The 23,908-nt window shown below is 72.6% G+C and carries 23 protein-coding genes and 1 pseudogene; 16 read left to right on the plus strand and 8 right to left on the minus strand.

The genetic code is table 11. The features are described from left to right. The first annotated feature begins 136 nt into the window (after positions 1–136). Together P3X83_RS03180 and P3X83_RS03185 are read left to right on the plus strand one after the other, a co-directional pair. On the plus strand, positions 137–1,330 hold the full coding sequence (locus P3X83_RS03180; RefSeq protein ID WP_277302944.1) for a hypothetical protein: 1,194 nt from the start codon (positions 137–139) through the stop codon (positions 1,328–1,330). Positions 1,331–1,431: 101 nt separating this feature from the next. Further along, positions 1,432–1,644 carry a hypothetical protein gene (locus P3X83_RS03185; protein WP_277302945.1) on the plus strand — a complete coding sequence of 71 codons (213 nt, stop codon included), beginning with the start codon at positions 1,432–1,434 and terminating at the stop codon, positions 1,642–1,644. Here P3X83_RS03185 and P3X83_RS03190 read toward each other — a convergent pair. Next, on the minus strand, positions 1,634–3,796 hold the full coding sequence (locus P3X83_RS03190) for a prolyl oligopeptidase family serine peptidase (RefSeq protein ID WP_277302946.1): 2,163 nt from the start codon (positions 3,794–3,796) through the stop codon (positions 1,634–1,636). The genes P3X83_RS03185 and P3X83_RS03190 overlap by 11 nt on opposite strands. A gap of 297 nt (positions 3,797–4,093) precedes the next feature. On the opposite strand from P3X83_RS03190, the gene P3X83_RS03195 reads away from it, so the two are divergent. The 3 genes and pseudogenes from P3X83_RS03195 to P3X83_RS43270 all read left to right on the plus strand — a co-directional run bounded on the left by P3X83_RS03195 (position 4,094) and on the right by P3X83_RS43270 (position 5,609). Then, positions 4,094–4,945 (plus strand): hypothetical protein, encoded by an 852-nt coding sequence (locus tag P3X83_RS03195; RefSeq protein WP_277302947.1) that lies wholly within the window; start codon positions 4,094–4,096, stop codon positions 4,943–4,945. Between the two features lie 123 nt (positions 4,946–5,068). After that, a pseudogene (locus tag P3X83_RS43265) lies at positions 5,069–5,116 on the plus strand (hypothetical protein); the annotation flags it as partial. Positions 5,117–5,315: 199 nt separating this feature from the next. After that, positions 5,316–5,609: a redoxin domain-containing protein gene (locus P3X83_RS43270; protein WP_346742665.1), complete on the plus strand. Its 294-nt coding sequence runs from the start codon at positions 5,316–5,318 to the stop codon at positions 5,607–5,609. On the opposite strand, the gene P3X83_RS03205 is transcribed toward P3X83_RS43270, so the two are convergent. The 6 genes from P3X83_RS03205 to P3X83_RS03230 form a co-directional block, all read right to left on the minus strand. Next, a complete protein-coding gene (locus tag P3X83_RS03205; RefSeq protein WP_277302948.1) occupies positions 5,606–7,192 on the minus strand; it encodes a PQQ-binding-like beta-propeller repeat protein in 1,587 nt (528 codons plus the stop codon). The genes P3X83_RS43270 and P3X83_RS03205 overlap by 4 nt on opposite strands. Positions 7,193–7,201: 9 nt before the next feature. Next, the gene (locus P3X83_RS03210) at positions 7,202–8,845 is read right to left on the minus strand and encodes a carboxylesterase family protein (RefSeq protein ID WP_277302949.1); all 1,644 of its coding nucleotides are present in this window, start codon (positions 8,843–8,845) and stop codon (positions 7,202–7,204) included. A gap of 156 nt (positions 8,846–9,001) precedes the next feature. Beyond that, positions 9,002–10,546: an MFS transporter gene (locus tag P3X83_RS03215; RefSeq protein ID WP_277302950.1), complete on the minus strand. Its 1,545-nt coding sequence runs from the start codon at positions 10,544–10,546 to the stop codon at positions 9,002–9,004. 70 nt (positions 10,547–10,616) lie between these two features. Then, a complete protein-coding gene (locus P3X83_RS03220; protein ID WP_277302951.1) occupies positions 10,617–11,882 on the minus strand; it encodes an RNA polymerase sigma factor in 1,266 nt (421 codons plus the stop codon). Continuing rightward, positions 11,879–12,211, minus strand: coding sequence for a YciI family protein (locus tag P3X83_RS03225; RefSeq protein ID WP_277302952.1), 333 nt, complete (start codon positions 12,209–12,211; stop codon positions 11,879–11,881). The genes P3X83_RS03220 and P3X83_RS03225 overlap by 4 nt, the downstream gene beginning before the upstream one ends. Positions 12,212–12,257: 46 nt before the next feature. Continuing rightward, positions 12,258–13,064 (minus strand): TetR/AcrR family transcriptional regulator, encoded by an 807-nt coding sequence (locus P3X83_RS03230; protein ID WP_277302953.1) that lies wholly within the window; start codon positions 13,062–13,064, stop codon positions 12,258–12,260. A 46-nt stretch (positions 13,065–13,110) separates the two neighbouring features. Here P3X83_RS03230 and P3X83_RS03235 point away from each other — a divergent pair, with 46 nt between their 5' ends. Continuing rightward, positions 13,111–13,836, plus strand: a complete 726-nt coding sequence (locus P3X83_RS03235; RefSeq protein ID WP_277302954.1) for a hypothetical protein — start codon at positions 13,111–13,113, stop codon at positions 13,834–13,836. 210 nt (positions 13,837–14,046) lie between these two features. Here the strand turns inward: P3X83_RS03235 and P3X83_RS03240 are convergent, their stop codons facing one another. Next, the gene (locus tag P3X83_RS03240; protein WP_277302955.1) at positions 14,047–14,883 is read right to left on the minus strand and encodes a helix-turn-helix transcriptional regulator; all 837 of its coding nucleotides are present in this window, start codon (positions 14,881–14,883) and stop codon (positions 14,047–14,049) included. Between the two features lie 121 nt (positions 14,884–15,004). Here P3X83_RS03240 and P3X83_RS03245 point away from each other — a divergent pair, with 121 nt between their 5' ends. The 10 genes from P3X83_RS03245 (at position 15,005) to P3X83_RS03290 (ending at position 23,886) form a co-directional block, all read left to right on the plus strand. Beyond that, positions 15,005–16,021, plus strand: a complete 1,017-nt coding sequence (locus P3X83_RS03245) for an aldo/keto reductase (protein WP_277302956.1) — start codon at positions 15,005–15,007, stop codon at positions 16,019–16,021. A gap of 236 nt (positions 16,022–16,257) precedes the next feature. Beyond that, positions 16,258–17,088 (plus strand): purine-nucleoside phosphorylase, encoded by an 831-nt coding sequence (locus tag P3X83_RS03250; protein ID WP_277302957.1) that lies wholly within the window; start codon positions 16,258–16,260, stop codon positions 17,086–17,088. A 41-nt stretch (positions 17,089–17,129) separates the two neighbouring features. Further along, positions 17,130–18,158, plus strand: a complete 1,029-nt coding sequence (locus P3X83_RS03255) for a Gfo/Idh/MocA family oxidoreductase (protein ID WP_277302958.1) — start codon at positions 17,130–17,132, stop codon at positions 18,156–18,158. Further along, positions 18,137–19,210: an inositol-3-phosphate synthase gene (locus tag P3X83_RS03260; protein WP_277302959.1), complete on the plus strand. Its 1,074-nt coding sequence runs from the start codon at positions 18,137–18,139 to the stop codon at positions 19,208–19,210. The genes P3X83_RS03255 and P3X83_RS03260 overlap by 22 nt, the downstream gene beginning before the upstream one ends. Next, positions 19,207–19,833, plus strand: a complete 627-nt coding sequence (locus P3X83_RS03265) for a DJ-1/PfpI family protein (RefSeq protein ID WP_277302960.1) — start codon at positions 19,207–19,209, stop codon at positions 19,831–19,833. Before P3X83_RS03260 ends, P3X83_RS03265 begins: the two co-directional genes overlap by 4 nt. Positions 19,834–19,852: 19 nt before the next feature. After that, positions 19,853–20,581 (plus strand): SDR family oxidoreductase, encoded by a 729-nt coding sequence (locus P3X83_RS03270; RefSeq protein WP_277302961.1) that lies wholly within the window; start codon positions 19,853–19,855, stop codon positions 20,579–20,581. Beyond that, positions 20,578–20,991: a RidA family protein gene (locus P3X83_RS03275; protein ID WP_277302962.1), complete on the plus strand. Its 414-nt coding sequence runs from the start codon at positions 20,578–20,580 to the stop codon at positions 20,989–20,991. Before P3X83_RS03270 ends, P3X83_RS03275 begins: the two co-directional genes overlap by 4 nt. Beyond that, complete coding sequence (locus tag P3X83_RS03280; RefSeq protein ID WP_277302963.1) at positions 20,988–21,902, plus strand: PfkB family carbohydrate kinase; 915 nt, start codon at positions 20,988–20,990, stop codon at positions 21,900–21,902. The genes P3X83_RS03275 and P3X83_RS03280 overlap by 4 nt, the downstream gene beginning before the upstream one ends. Beyond that, positions 21,899–23,296, plus strand: a complete 1,398-nt coding sequence (locus tag P3X83_RS03285) for a hypothetical protein (protein WP_277302964.1) — start codon at positions 21,899–21,901, stop codon at positions 23,294–23,296. Before P3X83_RS03280 ends, P3X83_RS03285 begins: the two co-directional genes overlap by 4 nt. Further along, a complete protein-coding gene (locus P3X83_RS03290; RefSeq protein ID WP_277302965.1) occupies positions 23,293–23,886 on the plus strand; it encodes a histidine phosphatase family protein in 594 nt (197 codons plus the stop codon). The genes P3X83_RS03285 and P3X83_RS03290 overlap by 4 nt, the downstream gene beginning before the upstream one ends. Positions 23,887–23,908 lie beyond the last annotated feature (22 nt).

Below are 23,908 nucleotides of genomic sequence, written 5' to 3' on the forward strand. Positions count from 1 at the left end.
GGCGATGCGGCGAATCTAGGGCGAGTCGCGAGAAAGAAGCAGTCTTGTTCTTTCGCGGCCGTTCAGCCGGACAAGTGGCGCGAACCTTTTGCCGTGCCGGTGACTCCAATACGACAGGACCTTTTCCACTACGGGGGTGAACGAAATGACGACCAACGGCAACCGGACCGCGGCGGCGATCACCGGCCTGATGTTCGTCGTGGCGAGCGGTGCGGCGCCGGCATCGGCCATGACAGGTAACGCCTCCTCGTTACGCGGCACTTTCGATCCGGCTTCCGCCTCGGCCACCGCGTCGGCGTTGCCGCCCGCTCTGCCCGCCACCGGGGCGGGGCCGGTCACCTTCGGATACCTCTGCTTCGACAAGAAGACCTATGAGCCGACGGGGGTCTGTGCTCAGTGGCGGCTGGTCGCGGCGGACGGGCGGCTCTACCGGCTGCCCGACGCGCTGGGGTTCGAGGTGAAGAAGGGCAAGCCGCCGGAGACCGGCATGCCGGGGAAACTGGCGATCAGCCCTGACGGGACGCGCATCGCGTACCACCGCGCGAGCGACGACCGCGTGGTGGTGCGGGACCTGGAAACGGGGAAGATCTGGCCGATCGACCACTCGATCGCCCGCGGCTCGCTGGGATCGCCCTTCCAACTGGCCTTCGTCCGCGACGGCCGGCAGCTCGCGATCAGCGACGAGGGCACGGACGGCAACAGGAAGGATGTGACGCTCGCGCGGATAGACGAGGAGACCGTACGGCGGCTGCCGTACCGGGAGGCGGTGCTCGACTCCGACCCCGAGTCGGGGAAGCTGACCCTGCTCAGTGAGCCGGGCCTGGGACGGCGCGGGCACCTGACCGTGGTCGAGGGGGACCGCAAGCGCCGGGTGAAGATCCCCGAGAAGGCGGGCAAGCACCTGATCTGGGGCCCGTTCGCCGCCCGGGACGACCGGGCCGCCAACCTGGTCCCCAAGGACGCGCCCGCCTGCGGGCCCGACATGACACCGGTCTGGCTGACGGTGTTCGACACCGGCTCCGGCCGGATGACCAAAATCCGGCCCAGCCTGCCGAAGGACGTCTACAGGGGCGACGTCATCGACTGGCTGAACCGGGACGAGGTCGTCGTGGCGGCGGGCCGGGAGCGGCCGGGCAAGGCCGCCAACAGCCCGATCGGCGCGTACGTGTACGCGATGAACGTCAAGTCCGGCAAGTCACGGCTGATCAGGAAGTTCACCGTGCCCGGGAAGGTCTACCAGGACACTCTGGCGGTCGGGGGATACGCCGAGGTGACCGGGAACCTGTCCGCGGGCAAGGTGAACAAGCCCAAGAAGCGGGGGTGCGAGTAAGGGTTCACCGCCGGGGGTGACGAGCGTCACATCTCCGGCGGTGAACCCCGGGGGGCGATCAGGGCTCCAACTCATGTGAAAACGCATTTCGCACCCTGATCGTGGCCGGAATCGCCGCCGACGTGCGCTTCCTCAGCGCCTACGGCTGCTCGGTGGCGCTGAGGAAGGTGACCCTGGGGCGCGACGGCCTCGGCGCCAAGCGGTGCTCCCGCGCGACGCTGCTCAAGCGGGCCAAGGAGAAGGACCACCGCCCCGCGCTCATCACCGTCCACAAGGGCCGGATCGTGCAGGTCCAGGAGATCTTCACAGCGTGACGCCGGGCGTCAGCCCGGTGTGCGCGGCACAGAACGCCAGGACGTCGGTCTGCAGGTCGAGCCACTTGGCCCGGGAACGCGGCCCATGACCGACGTCCGCCTCACAGCGCAACACCACGGGCCGCCCCCGCGACCCGGCGGCCGCCTGCAGCGCGGCGGCCAGCTTGCGGGTGTGCAGGGAATCGACCCTCGGGTCGGTACGCGGGCAGGTGAGCAGGACGGCCGGGTAGTCGGCACCGGGACGCACCCGGTGGTAGGGCGAATAGCCGAGCAGCACATCGAGCTGCGCCGGATCGTCCGCCGTCCCGAACTCCGCCGCCCACATCGGCCCCAGCCCGAACCGGTGGTAGCGCACCATGTCGGTGACGGCATCGGAACACACCGCCGCCGCGTACAACTCGGGACGGCGGGTCAGCGCCGCGGCCACCATCAGCCCACTGTGCGAGGTCCCCCGAATCGCCAACTGCCGTGGCGTGGTCCACCCGCCCTCGATCAGCCACTCGGCGGCGGCGACGAAGTCATCGATCGCGTTCGGCTTGTTCACCCCACTCCCCGCCGCATGCCAAGCGGTCCCACGCTCCCCACCCCCACGCACACACGCGACCGCATAGCCCCCACCCGCCCCCACCCACGCGGTCACAGACGGCGAGTAGGCAGGCGGAGTGGACACCCCGAACCCCCCATAGGCAGTGAGCAGCACCGGCATCGGCGCCTCCACCCCCGCCGGATGAATCAAATGCATCCGCACCCGAGTGCCGTCCTTCGAGCCATACGTCACCTGCCGCGCCACAGCATCCCCCGCCCAGTGCGGCGTCTCCTCTGCGTCAGACCGCCCCAACAGGCCGAAACCACGGACGGCAGGCGGCATCACGCCGTCCGCACAGGCCACGGGCCGCAGAGGCTCGGGGGCGGGATGTTCTGGGAGGTCGAACCGGTGGAGGGCGGGTGGGGTCACGAAGTCGGTGTAGGTGAACCAGGCTGAGGGGCCGCCGTGTGGAGGGGCGCTCAGGCGGGAGATGCTCCCCGCCCCCGGCGGTGGGAACGCCTCGATGAGGTTGCCTTCGGCATTGTGCAGGGAGAGGCGGCCGGAGCCGTCGTGTGAGCGGGCGACCAGGAGCTGAAGCTCGCCGGTGACGGGGGCGGTCAGGATCGCACAGTCGGCCAGCACCTCGCCGGGCTGCTCACCGACCAGGGTGCGCCACCGCGCCGCCTCGGGTGCGGCGGGATCGACGGCGCAGAGCCGCCCGAACGGCGCGCCGGAGTCGGTGATCGCGTAGATCCGCCCGCCGGGGGCGAACTTCAGCACCGCGCGGGAACCCTCGGCGGTGCCGTCGTGGATCGGCTCGGGCACCCGCCATGCGCCGGGGCCGGACGGGGTCTCGGCCAGCCAGAGCTGGTTGCCGGAGGTCGCGCCGGGCGCCGCGGACAGCATCAGCAGTCGCCCGTCCGGGCTGATGGTGACGGTGAACAGCGGCAGAGCGGTGCGAAACAGCGCGGGGCCGTCGCCGCCGCCGACGGTGTGCAGCCGCAGCTCGCGGTCGCCGACGCCGCGCACCTCGCCGTCAGTACCACACGCGTGCTCGTCGGCAGGGGAGGGAGGCTTGTTGTCGGTGCGGATGTAGAAGAAGGCGGAGTCGTCGGGGAGCCAGGCGATCGGGGTGCGGTGGCCGGGGGTGATGGGGCCGTCGGTGGGGTGGCCGGTGTGGACATCAAGGACCCACAGGTGGGGGCGTTCGTCGCCCTTGCGGGAGAGTTGGTAGGCGACCAGGTCGCCGCTGGGGGAAGGGCGCCAGGCGTCGAGGGTGGTCAGGGCCGACGGGTCGGTGGCGAGGGGGTCGAGCAGAATTCGTTCCGGCTCGCCGGGCCGGACTGTCACGAGGACGGGCAACTGACGCTCGGGCGGGTGGCGCAGGAAGAAGCAGCGGTCGCCACGCCATACCGGCGGGGTCACCTCGGTGCCCGCGCTCGACGCCCGCGTCAGCAGGGCGCGCCAGCGTTCGGTGTGCGGCCAGGCGGCGGAGTGCCGGGCGAACGACTCGGCCTGGACGGCCAGCCATTCCGCGCACTCGCCGGCGCGGTCGTCTTCCAGCCAGCGGTAGGGGTCGGCGACCACCCGCCCGTGGAGGCGGTCGGTCGTGTGCGGGCCTGGCATGATGTGCCCCTTCTCACGGCGCGGAGGGCCCCCGGGCGGGAGCCCTCCGAAGCCGCGTAACGGACTCGAACCGGGTGACCGGTGTCAGTCCAGCTCGCCCTCGACCAGCGCCAGGCGCCAGCCCTCCATCTCGATCACCTCGTCGGCGAGCACTGGCGGTAGCAGGGTGCCGGGAAGTTCGCTCATGACGCCTCCAATGCGCATGGTGCTGAAACAGCTACCGAGTGTAGTGGAGTTCGTTGGCACGTGAACCCCGGATGAGTGAACCCGCGCACCTTCGGCGTACGTCTCAGGAGCATGAGACGAGCCGTTCTGGCCCTTCCCCTGCTGCTCGCCGCCTGCGGCACCGCCCCGGCGAGCACCGCTGCCCGCGCCACCGCCCCGCCGGCGCAGACGAGATACACGGCGACCGGCACCGTCCTGGCGAACGCCGAGCACGGTCCGACGTTCTGCAACGGCGTGATGCAGTCGCTGCCGCCGCAGTGCACCGGAGCGCCCGTCGTCGGCTGGGACTGGAAGGCCGGGCCGCACGAGTCGCAGGCCGGCACCCGGTGGGGCGACTTCACGGTGGTGGGCACCTGGGACGGCACCAGCCTGCACCTGACCGAGCCCGCCAAGCCCGCCCCGTCCACCAGTGGGACCGCCGCGTCCGACCGGCTGCCCGATTCTCCCTGCCCCGCGCCGGAGGGCGGCTGGCGTCCCGTGCGGCCCGCCGACGCCACCGAGGAGGCCCGGGCGGCGGCGCTGACCGCGGCGAAGCGGTCGCCCCGCTTCGCCGGGGCCTGGATCGACAACCATGCCCCCGGCCTGGAGATGCCGAAGGACGATCGCGACCGCCGCCCGCCGATCAAGTCCGTGCTGAACGTGATGTTCACCGGTGACCTGGCCGAGGGCGAGCGCACCGTCCGCGCGCTGTGGGGCGGTCCGCTCTGCGTCTACCGGGCCGAGCACACCGAGGCCGAGCTGGAGGCGTTGCAGCGACGCGCGGGCGACGAGATCCCCGGCGTGCTGTCCACGTCCGTGGACACCTTCACGCGGCGTGTGAACATCACCGTCTACGTCGTCACGGGCGCGCTCCGCCGCGACCTGGACCGCCGCTACGGGCCAGGTCGGGTCGAGCCGCACGGCGTGTTCCAACCGGTCTCCTGAGGTCGGCGGCTTGACCCGTACCCCGGGGTACGGGTTTAGGGTCGGGGCGTGCGAGTGGGAGAGCCGGCCGCCCGCGCCGGAGTGACGCTGCGGGCATTGCGCTAGTACGAGGCCCTGGGGCTGGTGGTCCCCGAACGGTCGCCGAACGGCTACCGCGACTACGATCCCCGGGCCGTGCGGCTGGTGCTGGAGATCCGCGCGCTCACCGACCTGGGGCCGTCGGTGGAGGAGACGCGGCCGTTCGTGGAGTGCCTGGCAAGCGGGCCGGGGCTGCGGCTCACCGCCTCCGGCGGCCCGCCGGTACGGCTCGACGCGCTCGGCGCGGGCCGGACGGTGCTCTACGTGTATCCGCTGACCGGGACGGCCCGACATGGACCTGCTCGGCGGCTGGGAGACGATCTCCGGCGCCCGGGGCCGCACCGCCCAGGCGTGCGGCTTCCGCGACCACCACGACGAGCTGCGCGAGGCGGGGGCCGCGCGGGTCTACGGGATGTCCTCGCAGGGACGCGGCTACCAGCGGGAACTGGCCGCCCGGCTGCGGCTGCCGTTCACGATGCTGTCCGACCCGGGGTTCGCCGTCCGCGACGCGCTAAATACACCGGACGGCGGGCCGGTCGCGGCCCGCCGTCCGAGGAAGGGTGCGAAGGTCACCAGGCGCTGTTAGGGCAGGCCGAACGCCAGGAACACCGATCCGTTCGGGTTCGGGTAGGGGTTGAAGAAGTATCCGGACTGCACGTAGACCATGCCGCGCGCCACCACGGCCCCGCCGCCGCCGGACACGGCCCCGCCGCGCCCGGTCAGGCCGTTGACGCCCTGCACGTCCTGCATGGTGTCGTAGGTCCAGAGCACCTCGCCGGTGCGCGCGGAGTAGGCGCGCATCTTGCCGTCCGTGCTGCCCTCCCAGACCAGGCCGGGGGTGGTGGTGACGGCCGGGGTGTGGCCGAGACGGCAGACGTTCGGGAACTGCGCGGCCCCGCCGGTGGTGCAGCCGTCGGCCGGGTTGGGGGTCTGCCAGATCAGGTGGCCGGTCGCCGGGTCGAGGGCGTACAGGGTGCCGGGGTTGGCCATCCAGGTCGCGACGTACAGGCGCTCGCCGTCGAAGCTGGTGCCCCACTGCACGCCGGACATGCCGCCGCCGGGCTGCGGCGTGGAGAGCTGCCGCTGCCAGACGATCTTGCCGGTCTTGGCGTCCAGCACGTGGTAGACGCCGGACTTCTGGCCGATGGAGATCAGGGTCCGCTTGCCCGTCCTGACGATGTTGGGCGACGCGCCGAGGTCGAAGTCCAGCGCGGTGCCGTCGGGGAAGTTCGGGCAGTACTTCTTGTCCTCAGGCGTGGGCAGCGAGCACTCGATCCGCCAGGTGTCCACGTCGGTCATCCGGCGTGTCCAGCGGGGACGGCCGGTGTCGGCGTTGATGGCCAGCACCGAGTCGTAGTTCCCGGCGCTGCCGGTGTAGTTCTGGCCGGTGCCGACGTAGATGGTGCGGGTCGCCGGGTCGATGGCGGGCGAGCTCCACACGCCCGCGCCCGAGGGCGCGAACCGCTTGACGCCGTTGGGCCAGGTGCCGTCCTCGACGGGCGGCGGCGTGGTGTAGTAGCGCCACACCGGTTCACCGGTGTCGGCGTCCAGCGCGTTGAGGTGGCCGCGGAAGGTGCAGCACGCGTTCTCCTTGCCGAACAGGTTCTCGCCGCTGGACACCCCGACGTACACGCGGTCGCCGAAGACCAGCGGTGAGCTCGTCACCCCGGCGGCGATGTGCTCGTCGAGCCTGCGCGCCCAGACCAGTTCGCCGGTGCGCTGGCTCACGGCGTAGAGGAAGCCGCGGCCGTCGCCGAAGTAGACCTTGCCCCTGGCCACGGCGGGGCCGTCCTGGGGCTGCGCCCGGCCGGGGCCGGGGACGCTGTTGAGGGCGAACTCCCACTTGGCGGCGCCGGTCGCGGCGTCCCTGGCGTACAGCTTGCCCTCGGGCGAGCCGAAGTAGACGGTGTCGCCGACGACGGCGGGCTGGCTGCGGGGCGTGCCCGCGGCTCTCGGGTAGGCGAACGCCCACTTGAGCTTGAGGCCGCCCACGTTCTTGGGGTTGATCCGGTGCTCGGCGGCGTTGTGCCGCGATCCGCGCGGGTCCTTCTGCCACATCGGCCAGTCGCCGCCGCCCGCGCCGGACGCCTGGGCGGCCGGTGTGGCGACTGCGGCGAGGCAGAGCGCGAAGAGCGCCGCCGCGGCCCGTATGAGCCGTTTGCGGTTCATGGTCATCTCCTAGTCGACGAACGGCGCGTGCCGGTTCCAGAAGGAGCAGTGGTGCTGCCTGGCGATCTCACGGGTGGTGACGCTGTCCCCGGCGGGGACCAGCGACATGACGGCCGGGTCGGAGGGGGTGTACTTCGGCCAGTACGGCGTGCCGTCCACGGTCGGGTCGCCGGTCCTGGCGAACCCGGTCCACTGGGCGACGAGCTGCGCGCCGAAGGACCGCTGGTTGGCCGTGTAGTCGGTGCCCGGCCCGTACAGCAGCGGGATCTCGCTGATGTGGTAGGCGCCGTTCGGCTTGGTCTGGTCGAGGAAGAACAGCGGCGGCGCGTCGGCGTTGTCCACCTGGAAGGCGAACACCGGGATGCGCTTGGCCAGCCGCTGGTCGTTGAGCAGCGCGGGGCAGACCGAGTTGCTGTCGGCCACGATCGTCCGGTAGGCGATGAACGCGGACGGGGCGGGGTAGCGCTTGAGCGGGTAGCGCTCGAAGACCTCGGGGGCCAGCGGGCCGTACTGCTGGCGGACCAGCCTCTCGTACTCCTCCGGCGTGTTGGCCACGGGGAGCTGCACCTCGTCGCGCCCGACGCCGTGCATCCAGGAGACCTTATTGACCTTGCCCTTGGCGAACGCCTGCGCGGGCGACATGGTCAGGATCCGGCCGTCCACGATCGGCGCGATCGTGCCGGAGTTCTCGCCGAGTCCGCCGTCGGACTGGTCGAGCAGCGCCTTGACCGGTTTGGCGCGCAGGCAGGCGCCCGCGTCGCCGTCGTCGGCGCAGCCGAGCGCGGTGGCGAAACGCGAGCCCGCCCGCTGGGCCTCCTCCTGCGAGGGCAGTTCGGCCTTGCAGTCCTGCGGCTGCCAGATGGTGTTCACCCCGCGCAGCGAGTTGTACTCGCCGCTCTGCACGATGCCCTTCTGGAACAGGCCCTTGGCGGTGGGCGAGGCGGTGTGCGCGCACACGCTCGACCCTCCGGCGCTGGCCCCGAAGATGGTCACGTTGTCGGGGTCGCCGCCGAACTTCGCGATGTTCCTGCGGACCCAGCGCAGCGACTCCTGCTGGTCGCTCAGCGCGTAGTTGCCGGAGTTCTTGCCGAAGGCGCGATGGGACAGGTAGCCGAAGATGCCGAGGCGGTATCCGACCCCGACGTGGATGATCTTGCCGTTCCTGACCAGGTAGGAGCCGTCGCTCGGGGCTCCGAACCGGAACCCGCCGCCGTGGAACTCCACCATGACGGCGAGCTTGCCGCCGCCGGCGTCGGCCGGGACGACGATGTTGAGCTTGAGGCAGTCCTCGTTCTCCGACGCCTGCCCGAGCAGGGGCGCCTGCGGGCAAGGACTGCCCCGCTCGGTGGTCTGGAGGACCCCGTCCCAGGGTTCGTGCCGCTGGGTCGGAGCCCAGCGCAGATCTCCCACGGGCGGCGCGGCGTAGGGTACGCCGAGCCAGGAGCGCAGGCCGTCCCCGGTGGTGCCGCACACCGAGCCGGTGTCCACGACGACCGTCGTGGCCGTGTCGCACGCGGGAGCGCGTACGGCGGCCGCGGCGCGGGCAGGAGCGGGAACGGAATCGGGGGTGGTACGCGGCACCGTTTGCGACGGCACCATCACGCTGAGCAACGCGGTGACGACGAGCGCGCTCAGCCTGTGCGTAGGCTTCATGATGCGCTTCTCTCAGCCGATTCGAAATCTTACGAATCTTGTCAATTCGAGTCAGCCGAATCAACCGGATCGGCCATAGCGGAAAATCATCACACCCGCGTCGGCGGATACCGTTCCCGCGCGTTCATAAGGCCGCTGAACATTGGACCGGAAACGTCACGTGGTACGCGGCACGTGCCGTAGCAGCGTCAGGATGAAGATCGCGGCCATCACCAGCACCCCCGCGGCGACGGCCGCGAAGACGTTCATCCCCGAGGTGAACGCCTCCCGCGAGACGGCGAGGAGCGTCCCGCCGAGCGGTTCCGGCAGTGCGGAGGCGACCGACACGGCGTTGGCGATGTTCTCCTGGACGGTCGCCGCCGCGCCCGCGGGCAGGCCGTCCGGCGCGTCCGCCGCCATCCGCCCCGCGTAGACCGCCGCGCCGACGCTGCCCATGACGGCGATGCCCAGCGCGGCCCCCGCCTCGTTGGCGACCTGCGCCATCGAGGAGGACGAACCGGCCTTCTCCGGCGGGGCCCCCGCGACGACCAGGTTGGTGCCGAGCGACAGCAGCGGCCCCTCGCACAGGCCGATGATCACGAACCCGACCACCAGCACGGCCACCCCGGAGGTCGTGTCCACCTGGGTGAACCAGGCGAACACCGCCGCCACCCCGAGCACGCCGAAGCCGATCAGGTAGGCGGGACGGATCCACCGGGCCAGCGTCGGCGAGACCGTCGCGCCGACGGTCGCCGCCACCATGCCGGGCAGCAGGCACACCGCCGCCCGCATCGGGGTCATCCCGGCGACCGACTGCAGGTACTGGGTGAGGTAGAGCATGCTGGAGGCGCCGACCAGGCCGTACAGCAGCAGGCCGCCCAGCATCACGCTGAACGACCGGCCGCGGAACAGCCGCAGGTCGAGCAACGGGTCGGGCAGGCGGAGCTGGCGCCGCACGAACAGCGCGCCGAGCACCAGCCCGGCCACGCCGACCGCGACGGGCGCCGGCTGCCAGCCGTAGCGGGCCGTCTCCTTCAGCGTGTAGATCAGCGCGAGCATGCCCAGCAGCGACTGCAGCACGCTGATCAGGTCGAGCCGTCCGGCCTCTGGGTTCCTGAACTCCGGCACCAGGAACGGGGCCAGCGCCAGCAGCAGCGCCATCACCGGCACGCCCAGCAGGAAGACCGACCCCCACCAGAAGCGGGCGAGCAGCAGCCCGCCCACCAGGGGGCCGAGGATCGCGCCGAGCGTGAAGCCGCCCGCCCAGATCCCCACCGCCGCGCCCATCTGCCTGGGGTCGGGGAACATGGTGCTGAGCAGCGCCAGCGTGGACGGCGCCAGCGTGGCCCCGGCCACGCCGAGCAGCGCCCGCGCCGCGATCAGCGTCTCCGGGGTGCTGGAGAACGCCGAGAAGACCGAGGCGACGGCGAAGCAGGCCGCGCCGATCATCAGCAGCCTGCGGCGGCCGATCCGGTCGCCGAGCGTGCCCATGGTGATCAGGAAGCCGCCGACCATGAAGCCGTAGACGTCCAGGATCCACAGCTGCTCGGTGGTGCTCGGGCGCATCTCGGCCGACAGGCCGGGCAGCGCCAGCAACAGGACGAACATGTCAAAGGTGATCATCATGACGGCCAGGCTGAGCACGCCCAGGCCCAGCCATTCCCGGCGTCCCGCTCTGCGCGGCGCCTCCGCCCCTGGCTCTGTCTCTTCGATGACGCTCACGTGCCGCGTTCCTTCCGTCGTGGCTCTCGTGGACACGACGAGCGGCGAGGGCCCCGATCGACAGAACGGCCTACGGGGCTCCGCACTCGGCCAGGCGGCCGGTCAGGAAGGCGCGTTCGGCCTCGTTGGCGGTGAGGTCGAGGGCGCGGCGGTACTCGCGCGCGGCCTCTTCCGGGCGGTCCATCCGGCGCAGCAGGTCGCCCTTGACCGCAGGAAGGTAGTGGTAGCCGCCGAGCTCACCGGCGGCCTCCAGGCGCTCGGTCTCGCGCAGCGCCTTCTCGGGGCCGTGGACCATCGCGAGGACCACGGCCCGGTTCAGCGCGACGACGGGCGAGGGCCAGACGCCGAGCAGCTCGCCGTACAGGACGAGGATCTGCTCCCAGTCGGTGTCGGCGTAGGTCGGGGCGGTGGCGTGCAGGGCGGCGATCGCCGCCTGGAGGGTGAACCTGCCGGGCGGCCCGCCGCGCAGCGCCGCGACCACCAGCCGGTGGCCCTCGGCGATGGCGGCGCGGTCCCACAGCGAGCGGTCCTGCTCGGACAGCAGCACCAGCCGTCCGTCCCCGTCCGTACGGCCCGCCCGCCGCGCGTGGTTGACCAGCAGCAGCGCCAGCAGCCCCCGGACCTCGCGCTCGCCGGGCAGCAGCTCGCGCAGCAGGCGCGTCAGGTCGAGCGCGCGGACCGCGAGGTCCTCCCTGGTCAGGCCGCCGCCGGAGGGCGCGGTGTGCCCGGTGGTGAACAGCAGGTGCACCACGGTGAGCACGGCGTCGAGCCGTTCCGGCAGGTCGGCGTGGCCGGGCACCCGGAACGGGACGCCCGCGCCCGCGATCTTCTTCTTGGCCCTGGTGATCCGGGCCGCCATGGTGGGCTCCGGCACCAGGAACGCGCTGGCGATGTCCGTCGTGGCGACCCCGCAGACCAGCCGAAGGGTCAGCGCGATCTGCGCCTCCGGGCGCAGCGCCGGGTGGCAGCACATGAAGATCAGCCGGAGCCGGTCGTCGTGGATCTCGGGACGGCCGGCGCCCCCCTCCGCACTCCCCACGTCGTCCTCCACGTCGTCTTCGGCGAGCAGATGGAGCTTGGACCGCAGGACGCGGTCACGGCGCAACGCGTCCAGCGCGTTGCGTCGCGCCACGGTGACCAGCCAGGCGCCCGGGTTCGTGGGGACCCCGCCGCGGGCCCAGGCGCCCAGTGCGGCCACGTAGGCGTCCTGGACGCACTCCTCCGCGAGGTCCAGATCGCGCGCGACGCGCACTGTCGTGGCGAGCACGCGGGCCCACTCGCGCCGGTGCGCGTCGTCGACGGCTCGCCGGACGGCGCTCGGGTGCGCCTCGGTCATCCGGTCTCCATCAGCGGCCGGATCTCGACCCCGCCCTCCATGATCGGCAGCAGCCGGGCGACGGCGATGGCCTGGTCGAGGTCCTCCGCCTCGATGACGAAGATGCCGGCGAACGCCTCCTTGGTCTCCAGGAAGGGTCCGTCGGTCACCACGCCGCCCTTGTGGACGGTGGTGGCCTTGCTGGCGGGCTGGAGCGCGGTCTCCCCCACGATCTTGGCGCCGATGGCCTCGATCCGCTGCCCCGCCGCCATGTTGGCCTCCATGACCTCCGGAGGGTATTCCTCCAGCGGGATCTCCTTCTCGTAGATCAGAATCGCGTACTGCGGCATATGCCATCACTCCCTGGATCTTCCGTGGGTGATTCGGTCCTCACATCTACGACGACCGAGACGGCACCGAATCGACGGTGTCGTTCCCACGAGCCGCCGCGACCCTCGCGCCGACGGCGTCCAGCACCAGGCCGAGCCCGAACGCGAAGCGGTCCAGCGCGCGTTGCAGCGTGTACGGCAGCGCGGTGCCGGACACCGCGAATCCCCCTGCCCGCTCGAACGCGGTCAGTCTCGGGAACCGCCCGGCCATCCGCTCGCCCAGCAGCGGGACGCGGCCCTCCCACCACTCGTCGTCGCTGCTCCCGGTCAGGGCGGGGGCCTGCTCCGCCTCCACGACGGCCGAGGCCGCGCCGCGCACGTACGACTCGACCGCCGCGACGCAGCCGGCGATGTCGATCGCCGCCAGGCCGTGGCCGTCGAGCAGGGCCAGCGCGGCGTCGTAGCGGGCGATGACCCGGGGGCCGAAGACCGTGCGCGAGGTGGCCACCTGGAGCAGCCACGGGTGGGCGCGGAACGTGGCCAGGTCGGTGGTGGCCAGGCCGCGCAGCCCCTCCCGCCACCCGGCGGTGGCGTCGGGTAACGGCTGGGCGCCCACGACGTGTTCGACCATCAGCTCCAGCAGTTCGGCCTTGCCCGGCACGTAGGTGTAGAGCGAGGCCGGGCCGATGCCGAGGGTCTGGGCCAGCGCCCGCATGGACAGCGCGGCGGGGCCGCCCCGGTCGGCCTCGGCGATCGCGGCCTCGACGATCCGGGTCAGGTCGAGCCGCTGTTTCGGGCCGCGTTTGGGCGCCGGGACGCCGTCCCACAGCAGCGCCATCGTGCGCGCCGCGTCACCGCGTCCCGCGTATTCCATCGCGCCCTCTCTGCAAAAATACTCCGAACACCGTACGATGTTTGGCATGCGAACCGAACGCGTCATCCCCGGCCTGCCGTGCCGGGACCTGGACGACGTCCTCCCGTTCTACACCGCCCTCGGATTCGAGGTTACCTATCGGCAGCAACGTCCCAATCCCTTCGCCTCGGTCCGCCGGGGCGGCATCGAGCTGCACTTCTTCAGCGTGCCGGAGTTCGACCCGAAGGACTCCATGGGCACCGTGGTGGTGGTCGTCCCCGACACCATGGTGCTGCACGCGGCGTTCGCGGCGGGCCTGCGGGCCGAGTACGGGAAGGTGCCCGTCTCCGGGATCCCGCGAATGACCCGGCCGAGGGCCAAGCAGGGCATGACCGGCGGCTTCACGGTCGTCGACCCGGGCGGCAACTGGCTGCGGATCAGCAGGCTGGACGAGACCGAGGAGAACGCGGAGCAGCCCAAGGGACGGCTCGGCCGCGCCCTGGCCGCCGCCGCCCGCCAGGCCGACTCACACGGCGACGTGGAAGCCGGAATCCGCCTGCTGGTCAACGGCCTGGCCCGCCACGCCGACGCACCCCCGGCCGACCGCTTCCCCGCCCTCGTCTACCTCGCCGAACTCCACCACCGCACCGGCGACCACACCTCCGCCACCGCCTCCCTCACCGAGGCCCAAGCCCTCCCCCTCACCCCCACCGACCGCGAAGCCCTGGCCACAGACCTGGCCGCCGCCACCGAAATCGCCACAGAACTAAACCTCCAAACCCCCACTGAGTAGCCCAGAACCCCACACCGGCCCGGCCCGCCAGCAACCGCCCAAAACGCCACGACGGGACGCTCCCCCTGCCGCCGGCGAGGCGCTGCACCTGTGGGACGTGCTCGCTGCCGAGCCGGTGGCCGACGCGGTGTACGCCCGCGCGGGACGCCGCCTGACGCCGGGCGAGTGGCGGCGCTACCTCGGGAGCGTCGCCTACCGGGAGACCTGCGGCTAGACGCTCCGGGCGGCCAGGGAGAGGGCGTCGAGGGCGTCGCCGGTGCGGGAGTCGGCGGGGAGGTAGACGATGAGGCGTTGTTCGTCGGTGGCGGGCACTTCGAGGCTCTCGTAGGCCAGGTGGAGGTCACCGGCCTCGGGGTGCGACCAGTGCTCGCGGCCGGTGCGGGCGGGGAGGGCGGCCAGGGCGGCGAAGCGCTCGGCGAACGGCGGGCCCGCCGCGGCGGTGAGCTCCTCGGCGAGGACGGCTGCCCGGTGGTCGCCGAGCGAGGCGGCGATGCGGAGCGCGGCGGCGCGTTCGTCGGCGACGGCGTTCCAGTCGGGGAACGCGGCACGGGCGCGGGGGTCGGTGAAGGTGAACCTGGCCAGGTTGACCGGCTCCGCGTCGAGCAGGCCCAGCGGCCCGGCGAGCCGGTCGAAGCCCGCGGTGCGGGCCAGCACCTCGCAGGCCTGGTCGATCACCAGGGCCGGGGCGGGTTCGAGCCGGTCGAGCAGCGCCATGACGGTGGGGCGCACCACCTGGACGGGCGGCTCGCCGCCGCCCTGGCAGGTGGTGCCGGTCATCGCCTTGACCAGCCGGTACAGGTGGACGCGCTCATCGGTGGACAGGCCCAGCACGTCGGCCAGCGCGCCCAGCACCTCACCGGACGGCCTGCGGTCGCGCCCCTGCTCCAGCCGGGTGAGGTATTCGACGCTGACCCCCGCCAGGGTGGCCAGCTCGGCGCGGCGCAGCCCCGGGGTACGGCGGCGCGGCCCGCCCGGGATCCCGACGCTGGCCGGCGCCACGGCCTCCCGCCGCGATCGGAGGAACGCCCCCAGCTCGTTTTCTCCCATGCCGCGAGTCTAATCGTGGCCCTGCGAGGGCCTGTCTCGGCGCGGTCTCCCTCTTCCGGCGAACTCCCGGCAGGCTGGTCGCGGGCGGGATCGGCCCGCCCGGCAGGGAAAGGAATCCGAGTTGCGTTATCGACTCCTCGGCAGGACCGGGATCCGGGTGTCCGAGCTGTTCTTCGGTGCGATGACCTTCTACGAGCGCGGCGGGGCCGACACGGCGCGCGAGCGGCTCGCCATGCTCGACGCCTACGCCGAGGCCGGGGGGAACGTCATCGACACCGCGTCGGCGTACGGCGAGAGCGAGGACGTGCTCGGCGACCTGCTCGGTGAGCGACGGGACCGGTTCGTGCTGGCCTCCAAGTACACGCTGTCCCGCGACCAGAGCGACGCGAACGCGGCAGGGAACCACCGCAAGAACCTGACCCGCTCGCTGGAGGCCAGCCTGCGGCGGTTGCGGACCGACCACATCGACCTGTTCTGGGTGCACATCTGGGACCGGCACACGCCGATCGAGGAGACCATGCGGGCTCTGGACGACGCGGTCCGGTCCGGGAAGATCCTTTCCGTGGGCGTATCCAACATGCCCGCGTGGCTGGTCAGCCGGGCCAACACGCTCGCCGAGTGGCGCGACTGGACCCCGTTCGCGGGGCTACAGGTGCCCTACAACCTGCTCAACCGCGACATCGAGCGGGAGCTGCTGCCGCTGGCCAAGGCGTACGGCATGACGGTGGCGGCCTACCATCCGCTCGCGAGCGGGGTGCTGTCGGGGAAGTTCACCGACACCAGCAGGCCCGAGAAGCCCACCAGGGTCGATCCGGACTCTCTTACGGCGCGCGACCACGCGGCGGCGCGTGCCGTCCGGAATGCCGCCGCCGGCCTGGGCGTGAGCCCGGCTCAGGTGGCGATCGCCTGGCTGCTCTCCCGCTCGCGGAACGTGCACCCGCTGATCGGCTCGGGCGACCCGGCCCAGCTCGCCGACAACCTGGGCGCGGTGGACGTCGAGCTGCCGGACGAAGTGGCCCGGCGGCTCACGGACGCCGTGGAGTTCGAGGTGGGGTATCCCACCGACTTCGTCTCGGTGGCCGAGGCCGACCCCTGGGTATTCAGCGAGCCCGCCGCGCGGATCGACGCTGCCCGCTGAGTCTTTCCCTTGGTTGGGTGCACGTGCGGGGGGCGAAGCGGCCAACCGAAAATGTATTGCGTGTGGTCCACGGCGAATCTGATGCTGTTGAGCAGCAGAAATTCAGAAATTGAGGCGTGTGGTCAGGCTCATATAGGTTTGACATGATCTGTCATCAAATATCGCCGATTTTGGTGTTACCGATTATCGGAGATTGACATTCTTTGCAGCAATCGGTCGCTGTAGCGTCCGAAAATATGCTTGCGACTGATCCTTATGAAGCCGCTCAGCACGCCGCCGATCACATCAGCCGACGTACCCAGGTGGCCAGGCACCGTGTGGCCGTCGTCCTAGGCACCGGATGGGCCAGCCTGGTCGACCATCTGGGCAAGATCGTGCACAGCATCCCGATGACCGAGATCCCCGGGTTTCCGGAGATCTCGGTTTCCGGTCATGTCCCCCAAGTCGTCTCGGTCGATGTCGACGGCGTGCCGGCCCTGGTGCTACAGGGACGGACGCATCTCTACGAAGGCTATGAACCCCATCAGGTCGTGCACGGTGTGCGCAGTGCCGTCCTGGCCGGGTGCGACACCGTGGTGATCACGAACGCCGCCGGGGGCATCCGCCCAGGCCTCTCGGTGGGCCAGGCCATACTGATCAGCGACCACGTGAACCTGCTCGGCCGTTCGCCGCTCACCGGCCCGCCGCCGCCCGAGCCGTACGGCACGCGCTTCCTCGACCTCACCGAGATCTACCAGCCCGAGCTGCGCGACCTCGCGCGCGACGCGGACGCCTCGCTGATCGAAGGCGTCTACGGCTCGGTGCCCGGCCCGCACTTCGAGACCCCCGCCGAGGTCCGGATGCTCGCCACGCTCGGCATCGACGTGATCGGCATGTCCACCACGCTGGAGGCCATCGCCGCCCACCAGCTCAAGGCGCGGGTCCTCGGTATTTCGGTGGTCACCAACATCGCCGCCGGAATAACCGGAAAGGCGGTCGTCCACGAGGAGATCCTGGACGCCGGGGCGAACGCCATGACCGCCGTGGCCCCCGTGATCCGCACCGTGATCGCGGCCCAGCGCGATTGAACCAGGCCATTGCGCGAATCGGGGAGTCAAGAGGAGAGTTCATGCGTGCTGCGGTCGTCGGCACCGGATTCGGTGCCGCCCATCTCGCCTGGCTGCGCGAATGTGCGGAGATCCGGATAGGCGCTCTATCCTATCGATCCACTAAATCCCGGGCAGTTGATCTCGCCGCCCGATTCGAGGTCCCCGAGATCACTCCGGACGCGTCGCAGCTCGCCCGATCCGATGACATCGATCTGCTCGTCATCACCTCCCCGCCGGACACCCACGCCGCACTCGCGGTGGCCGTGCTGGAACGGGGCGGGGCCGTGCTGTGCGAGAAGCCCCTCGCGCACACGGTCGCCGACGCCGAGGCGATGGCGCGGGCCGCCGACCGGCCGGGAGCGCGGGCGGGCGTCGTGTTCCAGTGGCGGGAGAACCCGGCGTTCCAGGCGGCCCGTGAGCACGCGCTCGGCGGCGACCTGGGCGAGCCGTACTTCGTGGACGTCGCCTTCCACCACGACTTCATGGCGGACGGCCGCACCCCGTGGCCGTGGCGGCACGACCCGGGCGTCGCCGGTGCCGGGGCGCTCGGCGACCTCGGGGCGCACGCCTTCGACCTGCTGCGCTGGACCACCGGGCGGGAGTGGTCGGTGACCTCGGCCGTCCGCCGGGCCCCGGTCGTACGCACCGGCCCCGCCGGTGAGCCGATCGCCGCGCGGACCGACGACATCGCCGACTGCCGACTGACCGCCGGCGACGGGCTGCCCGCCAGGGTGCTGGTCTCCCGGGTGTCCACCGGGCTGCGGCGGTTCTCGATCACCATCGCGGGTTCGCGGGGCACGCTGCACGCCGAGGCCGATCCCACCGACGGGTCCGGGTTCCTGCGCGCGGGCGCGGGGCCCAGGCGCGACCACCCGCCGACCGGGATGAACCCCTATCCCCGCCTGATACGCGCCTTCGCCGGAGCGGCCGAGCCCGTGCCCGGCTTCGCCGACGGCCTCGCCGTCCAGCGACTCATCGACCGAGCGGTGAACGGAGACCAGGCAACGGTGAACGGAGAACAGGGAACATGGACGTCAGCGGACCGGTGAGGCTGGCCGTCGCGGGGGTGGGCAACAACATCTCGGCCCTCCTCCAGGGCGTTCACCTCTACCGCGAAATGATCGGGAAGACCGGCGAGGACGGCCTGCCGGGCATCCGCCGCCCCAGGATCGGCGGCATCGGCGTGGGCGACGTGCGGTTCGTCGCCGCCTACGACGTGCACCCCGGCAAGATCGGCCAGGATCTACGTGAGGGCGCGTTCGCCCCGCCGAACAACTATCCGGCCCTGGACGTCGAGGTGCCCCCGCAGGGCGTCCAGGTGGAGAAGGGCATCGACGCCCAGACCGGCGAGGGCGCCGAGCGCGTGGTCAAGTCGCTGGCCGACGCGGGCGCGGAGGTGCTGCTGTACTCCCTGCCCACCGGCCTGCAACGGGCCGCCGACGCCTACGCCCAGGCGGCGGTGGACGCCGGGGTGGCCTTCGTCAACTGCACACCGGAACCGGTCGCGCGAAACCCGGAGACGATGGCCAGGTTCGAGGCGGCCGGGCTGCCGCTGGTGGGCGACGACCTGGCCAGCCACCTGGGCGCGTCCGTCGTGCACCGCACCCTGCTCATCCTGCTCGCCGAGCGCGGCCTCACCCTGAACAGCTCCTACCAGCTCAACTTCGGCGGCAACGAGGACTTCAGGAACCTGCGCGACCACGGCGGGAGCAAGCGGCAGTCCAAGCTGAACGCGCTGGCCGCCGGGCAGGTCGTGCTCGACGCCGTCGAGGTGATCCCGTCGGCCGGGCACATCGCCCACCTGCGCGACAACAAGGTGGCCGTGATCAACATCGAGGCGGTGGGCTGGGCGGGCACCCCGATCTCGGTCGACCTCAAGCTCAAGGTGCAGGACTCCAGCAACGCGGCCGGTGTGATCATCGACCTGATCCGGATCGCGGGCGTGTGCCGGAGGCTGGGCCTGGCGGGCTTCCCGGCCGCCGCCGCGACGGTGCTGAAGTCGCCGGCGGGCGGGCACGTCAAACCGGAGGCCGCCGAGGCGGCCTGCGCCGAACTCGACCGGCTCGCGAACCTGAAGGCGGGAGGGCCGGTGCGCCGATGACCGCGACGACCCCGGCTGAGATCCGGACCGAGACCAGGACCCACATCGTCCTGCTCGCCTATCCGGGGGTGGACGAACTCGACCTCTTCGGGGCGTACGCGCCACTAGTGAAGGCCGCCCGCTACGCCGCGGACGGCCACGAGCTGGCGGTGACGATCGTCGCCGCCGACCCGGAGATCGTCTGCGGCGGCGGCGCGGCCGTGCGGCGGCAGGCCGGGCTGGAGGCGGCCACCGGCGCGGCGGCGCTGGTGGTGCCGGGCGGGGCCGGGGCGCGCGAGGCGGCGAGGGACGAGCGCACGCTCTCGGCCGTACGGCACGCCTACGAGGACGGCGCGCTGGTGTACTCGATCTGCTCCGGCGCGTTCCTGCTCGCCGCCGCCGGGCTGACCGGCACCGGGAGGGTGTCCGTGCACGCCGCCAAACGGGCCCTGCTCGCGGCGGAGATCGGCCACGAACCGGCCTGCGGCCTGGTGCGCCAGGACCGGATCGTCTCCATCGGCGGCCGGGACGAGCCGGGCGTGAAGGCGGTGTCGATCGCCTTCCAGCTCCTGCGCGACCTGGCTCCGGAGACGGTCGAGGCGGTGGCGGCCCGCCTGGAGGTCGTCCCCGGAGAACCCGTATGAGCACCCGCAAGAGAACCGCATGAGCGACGACCGGATCGTGGTCACCGGGGCGGGCCGGGGCATCGGGCGGGCGACCGCCGTGCGGCTGGCCCGCCACGGTCACGACGTCGCGCTGTGGGCGCGCACCGAGGCCGACCTGGCCGCGGCGAACGACGAGATCACCCGGACCGGCGGACGCGCCCGGCACCGGGTGGTCGACGTCGCCGACCCGGACGCGGTGGCGGACGCGGCCGGCGATCTCGCGGCGGACGGCCCGCTGCGCGCCCTGGTGGTCAACGCCGGGGGCGGTCGCTGGCGGCCGTTCTCCGAGCTGACCGCGCAGGAGTGGCGGGCCACCCTCGCCACCAACCTGGACGGCGCGTTCCACGTGCTGCGCGCGCTGCTGCCGTCACTCGCCGGGCACGAGCACGCCCAGGTGATCGTGGTCGGCTCCGACTCCTCCCTCTATCCCTTTCCCGGCCGGGCGCACTACTGCGCGTCCAAGGCGGCGCTGCGGTCGCTCGCCGAGACGTTCCGCGCCGAGGTCCGCCCGCTCGGCGTGCGGGTGACGACGCTGCTGCCCAGCCGGGTGGACACGCACTTCGGCGGGCGCGTCCCCGGTGACCGGCCGGGGGCGCTGTCCGCGGAGGACGTCGCCGACGTCATCCGGTTCGTCATCGACCTGCCGCCCCATGTGGAACTGCGCGAGCTGCGGCTGAGCGCGATCACCGAGACCTACGGACCATTCCAGGAAGGAGCGGCGCGATGACGGCGACGCCCGCGCACGAGGCGATCCTGCCCCCGGGACACAGCAAGCCGATCGGGCGGTACTCCCCCGCGATCCGCGTGCCGGTCGGCACCGGCTCGCTGGTCTTCGTCTCCGGCCAGGTGGCCACGGACGCGGCCGGGGGCGTCATCGGCCGCGACGACGCCGGGGCGCAGGCCGAGGCGGTCTTCGAGCGGCTGCGCCAGGTGCTGGCGGGCGCGGGGGGCGATCTGCGGCACCTGGTCAGCCTGATCATCTACCTGACGGACATGTCGGATTTCCGGGCGGTGTCCGCCGTCCGTGACCGGCTGCTCGCCGACCCCGCGCCGAGCAGCACCCTGGTCGAGGTGTCCCGGCTGGCCGAGCCGGGCATCCGCGTCGAGATCAGCGGCGTCGCCCACATCGCCCCATGATCCCCCGGCCCCGGCCGAGCGGCCTGCGCTTCCTCGTCGTGGGCTCGCTCAACGCCGACTACATCCTGCACGCCGGTCACCTGCCGGAGGACGACGGCTCCACGACCGTCCGCGTGGTCACGGCGTACGGCGGGCACGCGGGCAACTGCGCGGGCGCGCTGGCCCGCCTGGGCGCGTCGGCCGCCGTCCTCGGCGCGGTCGGCGACGACGCCGACGGCACCGGCATCCTGGCCGACCTGACCGCACTCGGCGTCACGACCCGGCACGTGCGCCGCTGCGCCGCGCCCACCGGGCGGGTGTTCATCCCCACCTCGCCGACCAAGCGCTACATGCTGATGGAACGCGGCGCGAACGCCGAGCCGACCCCCGCCGACCTGGCCGCCGTCGATCCGTCCGAGGTGAACGGCGTGCTGGTGTTCGACCCGCCCCGCGCGGTGATCGAGGCCGTCGCCGCCTGGGCCGACGGAGCCGCCCGGCGTCCGCTGCTCTGCTGGAACCCCGGCGGCATCTACAGCTCCCCCGAGTTCCTGCCGCTGGCCCGGGGGGACTTCGACACCGTCGTGGTCAACCGCGACGAGCACCGGCTGATGTACGGCAAGGCCATCGCCCGCCCCGGGCACGAGTGGGTGCTCACCAGGGGCGCGGCGGGCTCGGCCCTGCTGGAGCCGGAGTTCGCCGAGGAACCGGCGTTCGCGCTGCCCGCCGTCGATCCCACCGGGGCGGGCGACGCGTTCTGCGCGGCGCTGGCCGTCGCCCGGCTGAGCGGGCTCGCCCCGCACGACCGCCTCCGGTTCGCCAACGCGGTCGGCGGCCTGGCCACCCTCGGGCCGGGCGCACGCGGCGCACTGCCCACCCTGGACGAGGCCCTGGCCTGCGCCGACAAGCGCCCGTCCAGCAGGGCGGCGCGGTGAACCGGCGGGCCGCGCCCAGGCTCACCCGTGGCGCGGACGGCTGGCGGGGCGCGGAGGGCACGGAGTTCACGATCGCGTCAGCGGCTGCCCTGGGCGGGGCGGCGGCACGGGTGCTGACCGGTGACGGCGCGGGCGCGTTCCTGGTGACCCACGACGGCCGGGCCACCTCACCGCTCGCCGCGCGGGCCGTCGCACAGGCCGCAGCGCGCTTCGCCGCCGTGACGCTGGCCCCGCTCGTCCCCACGCCGACCGCGACGTTCGCCGTCCGCTCCGGCCGGTTCGACGCCGCCCTGCTGGTCACCGCGAGCCACAACCCGGCGGGCTGGAACGGGATCAAGCTGAAGGTCTCCCCCGGCCTGCCACCCGGCCGCGACCTGGAGCACCGGATCGAGAAGCACCTGCCCGAGGCGTTCGGCCCGCCGCCCGGCGGGGAAGCCATTGACGTATGGCCGGGCGAGCGGGTGCGGAGTCTGGAGGGTGACCATCACGTGAGCGTCACGGGCGAGGCTCCCGCCGGGCGTCCCCGGGTCAACGTGATCCTCGACGGCGTGCACGGCATCGCCGGGGCGGGCCTGGCCCGGCTGTGCCGCGCGCTCGGCTGGCGGGTGCGGGAGACGCGCACCGACCCGCGTCCCGACTTCGGCGGCATCACCCCCGACCCGGTGCGGGCGGCCACCCGGGCGCACGCGTCGGCCGAGGTGGTGCGCACCGGCGCCGACTTCGGCATCGTCCTGGACGGCGACGGCGACCGGATCTGGATCATCGCCCACGACGGCCGGGCGATCCTGCCGCACGACCTGTTCGCGCTGCTGCTTGAGCATCGCGGGCTGTGGGAACGGCCGGGCACCCGGCGCGGGGTGGCGGTCACCGTCTCGTGCGGGTCCATCGTCTCGCGGGTCTGCGCCGAGCAGGACCGGCCGCTCGCGGAGTGCCCGATCGGGTTCAAGCACATCGCCCCGCTGCTGGCCGAGGGCGCGGCCGGGGCGGGCGCGGTGGGCGACCTGGCCTTCGCCCGCTACGGCCGCGACCGCGATCCCGCCGTGGCGATCGCGCTGCTCGACCGGCTGGTGGCGGCGACCGGGCAGCCCCGCGTCGGCCTGCTCACCACCGCCCTGGCCGCGCGGCACGGGCCGAGCCACTGGACCGAGCTGCACCTGCCCCGGGTGCGGCTCGACGCCGCCGGAGCCGAACGCGCGGCGGGCGCGCTCGGGCTCCCCGTGCGCGGGGTCGGCCGCACCGACGGCACCAAGTTCCTGCTGCCCGACGGGCAGTGGCTGCTGATCCGCCCGTCCTCCACCGAGGGCGGCACCCGCGTGTTCAGCGAGATGCGCGACCCGGCCCGGCAGCGCGACCTGCTCACCCGCCTGACCCGCGACCTGGAGGGCCGGGGATGACGCTGGAACTGCTGCTGGTGCGGCACGCCGAAACGCCGTGCGCGCGGCGCCGGGTGTTCTGCGGCGACTGCGACACACCGCTCACCGACGGCGGGACGGAGGCCGCCGGGCGACTGGCGGCGGCGCTCGGGGACGGTCGGTTCGGCGCGGTGGACGCGGTGGTCAGCAGCCCCGCCGTGCGCGGCGCGCTGACCTCCGGCCCGATCGCGGACCGGCTGGGGCTCAAGGCGCGCACCGACCCCCGGTGGGCGGAGCTGCGCTTCGGCGACTGGGAGGGCCTGGTGACCGCGTCGGTCGAGCAGGGGGCCTGGGCGGACGACCCGGTGACGGTCGCGCCGCCCGGTGGCGAGCCGGGCGCGGCGGTGCTGGCCAGGACGGTGGCGGCGGTGCGCGACCTGGCGGACGCGCATCCCGGCGGGCGCGTCGTCGTGGTGTCCCACGCCCATGTCATCCGGCTGCTGCTGGCCCACGCGGGCGACCTCCCGCTGCGCGCCTACCGCGCCGGGGTCACGGTGCCCCCCGGTTCGCTGTCCGTGCTGCGGTACGGCGAGCGCGGGCTGCGGCTCGCGACCGGCCCGAACACCGTCTAAGTCACACCGTCTGAGAGGAGCG

The organism is Spongiactinospora sp. TRM90649 (genome assembly GCF_029382225.1).
Taxonomy (GTDB): Bacteria; Actinomycetota; Actinomycetes; order Streptosporangiales; family Streptosporangiaceae; genus Spongiactinospora.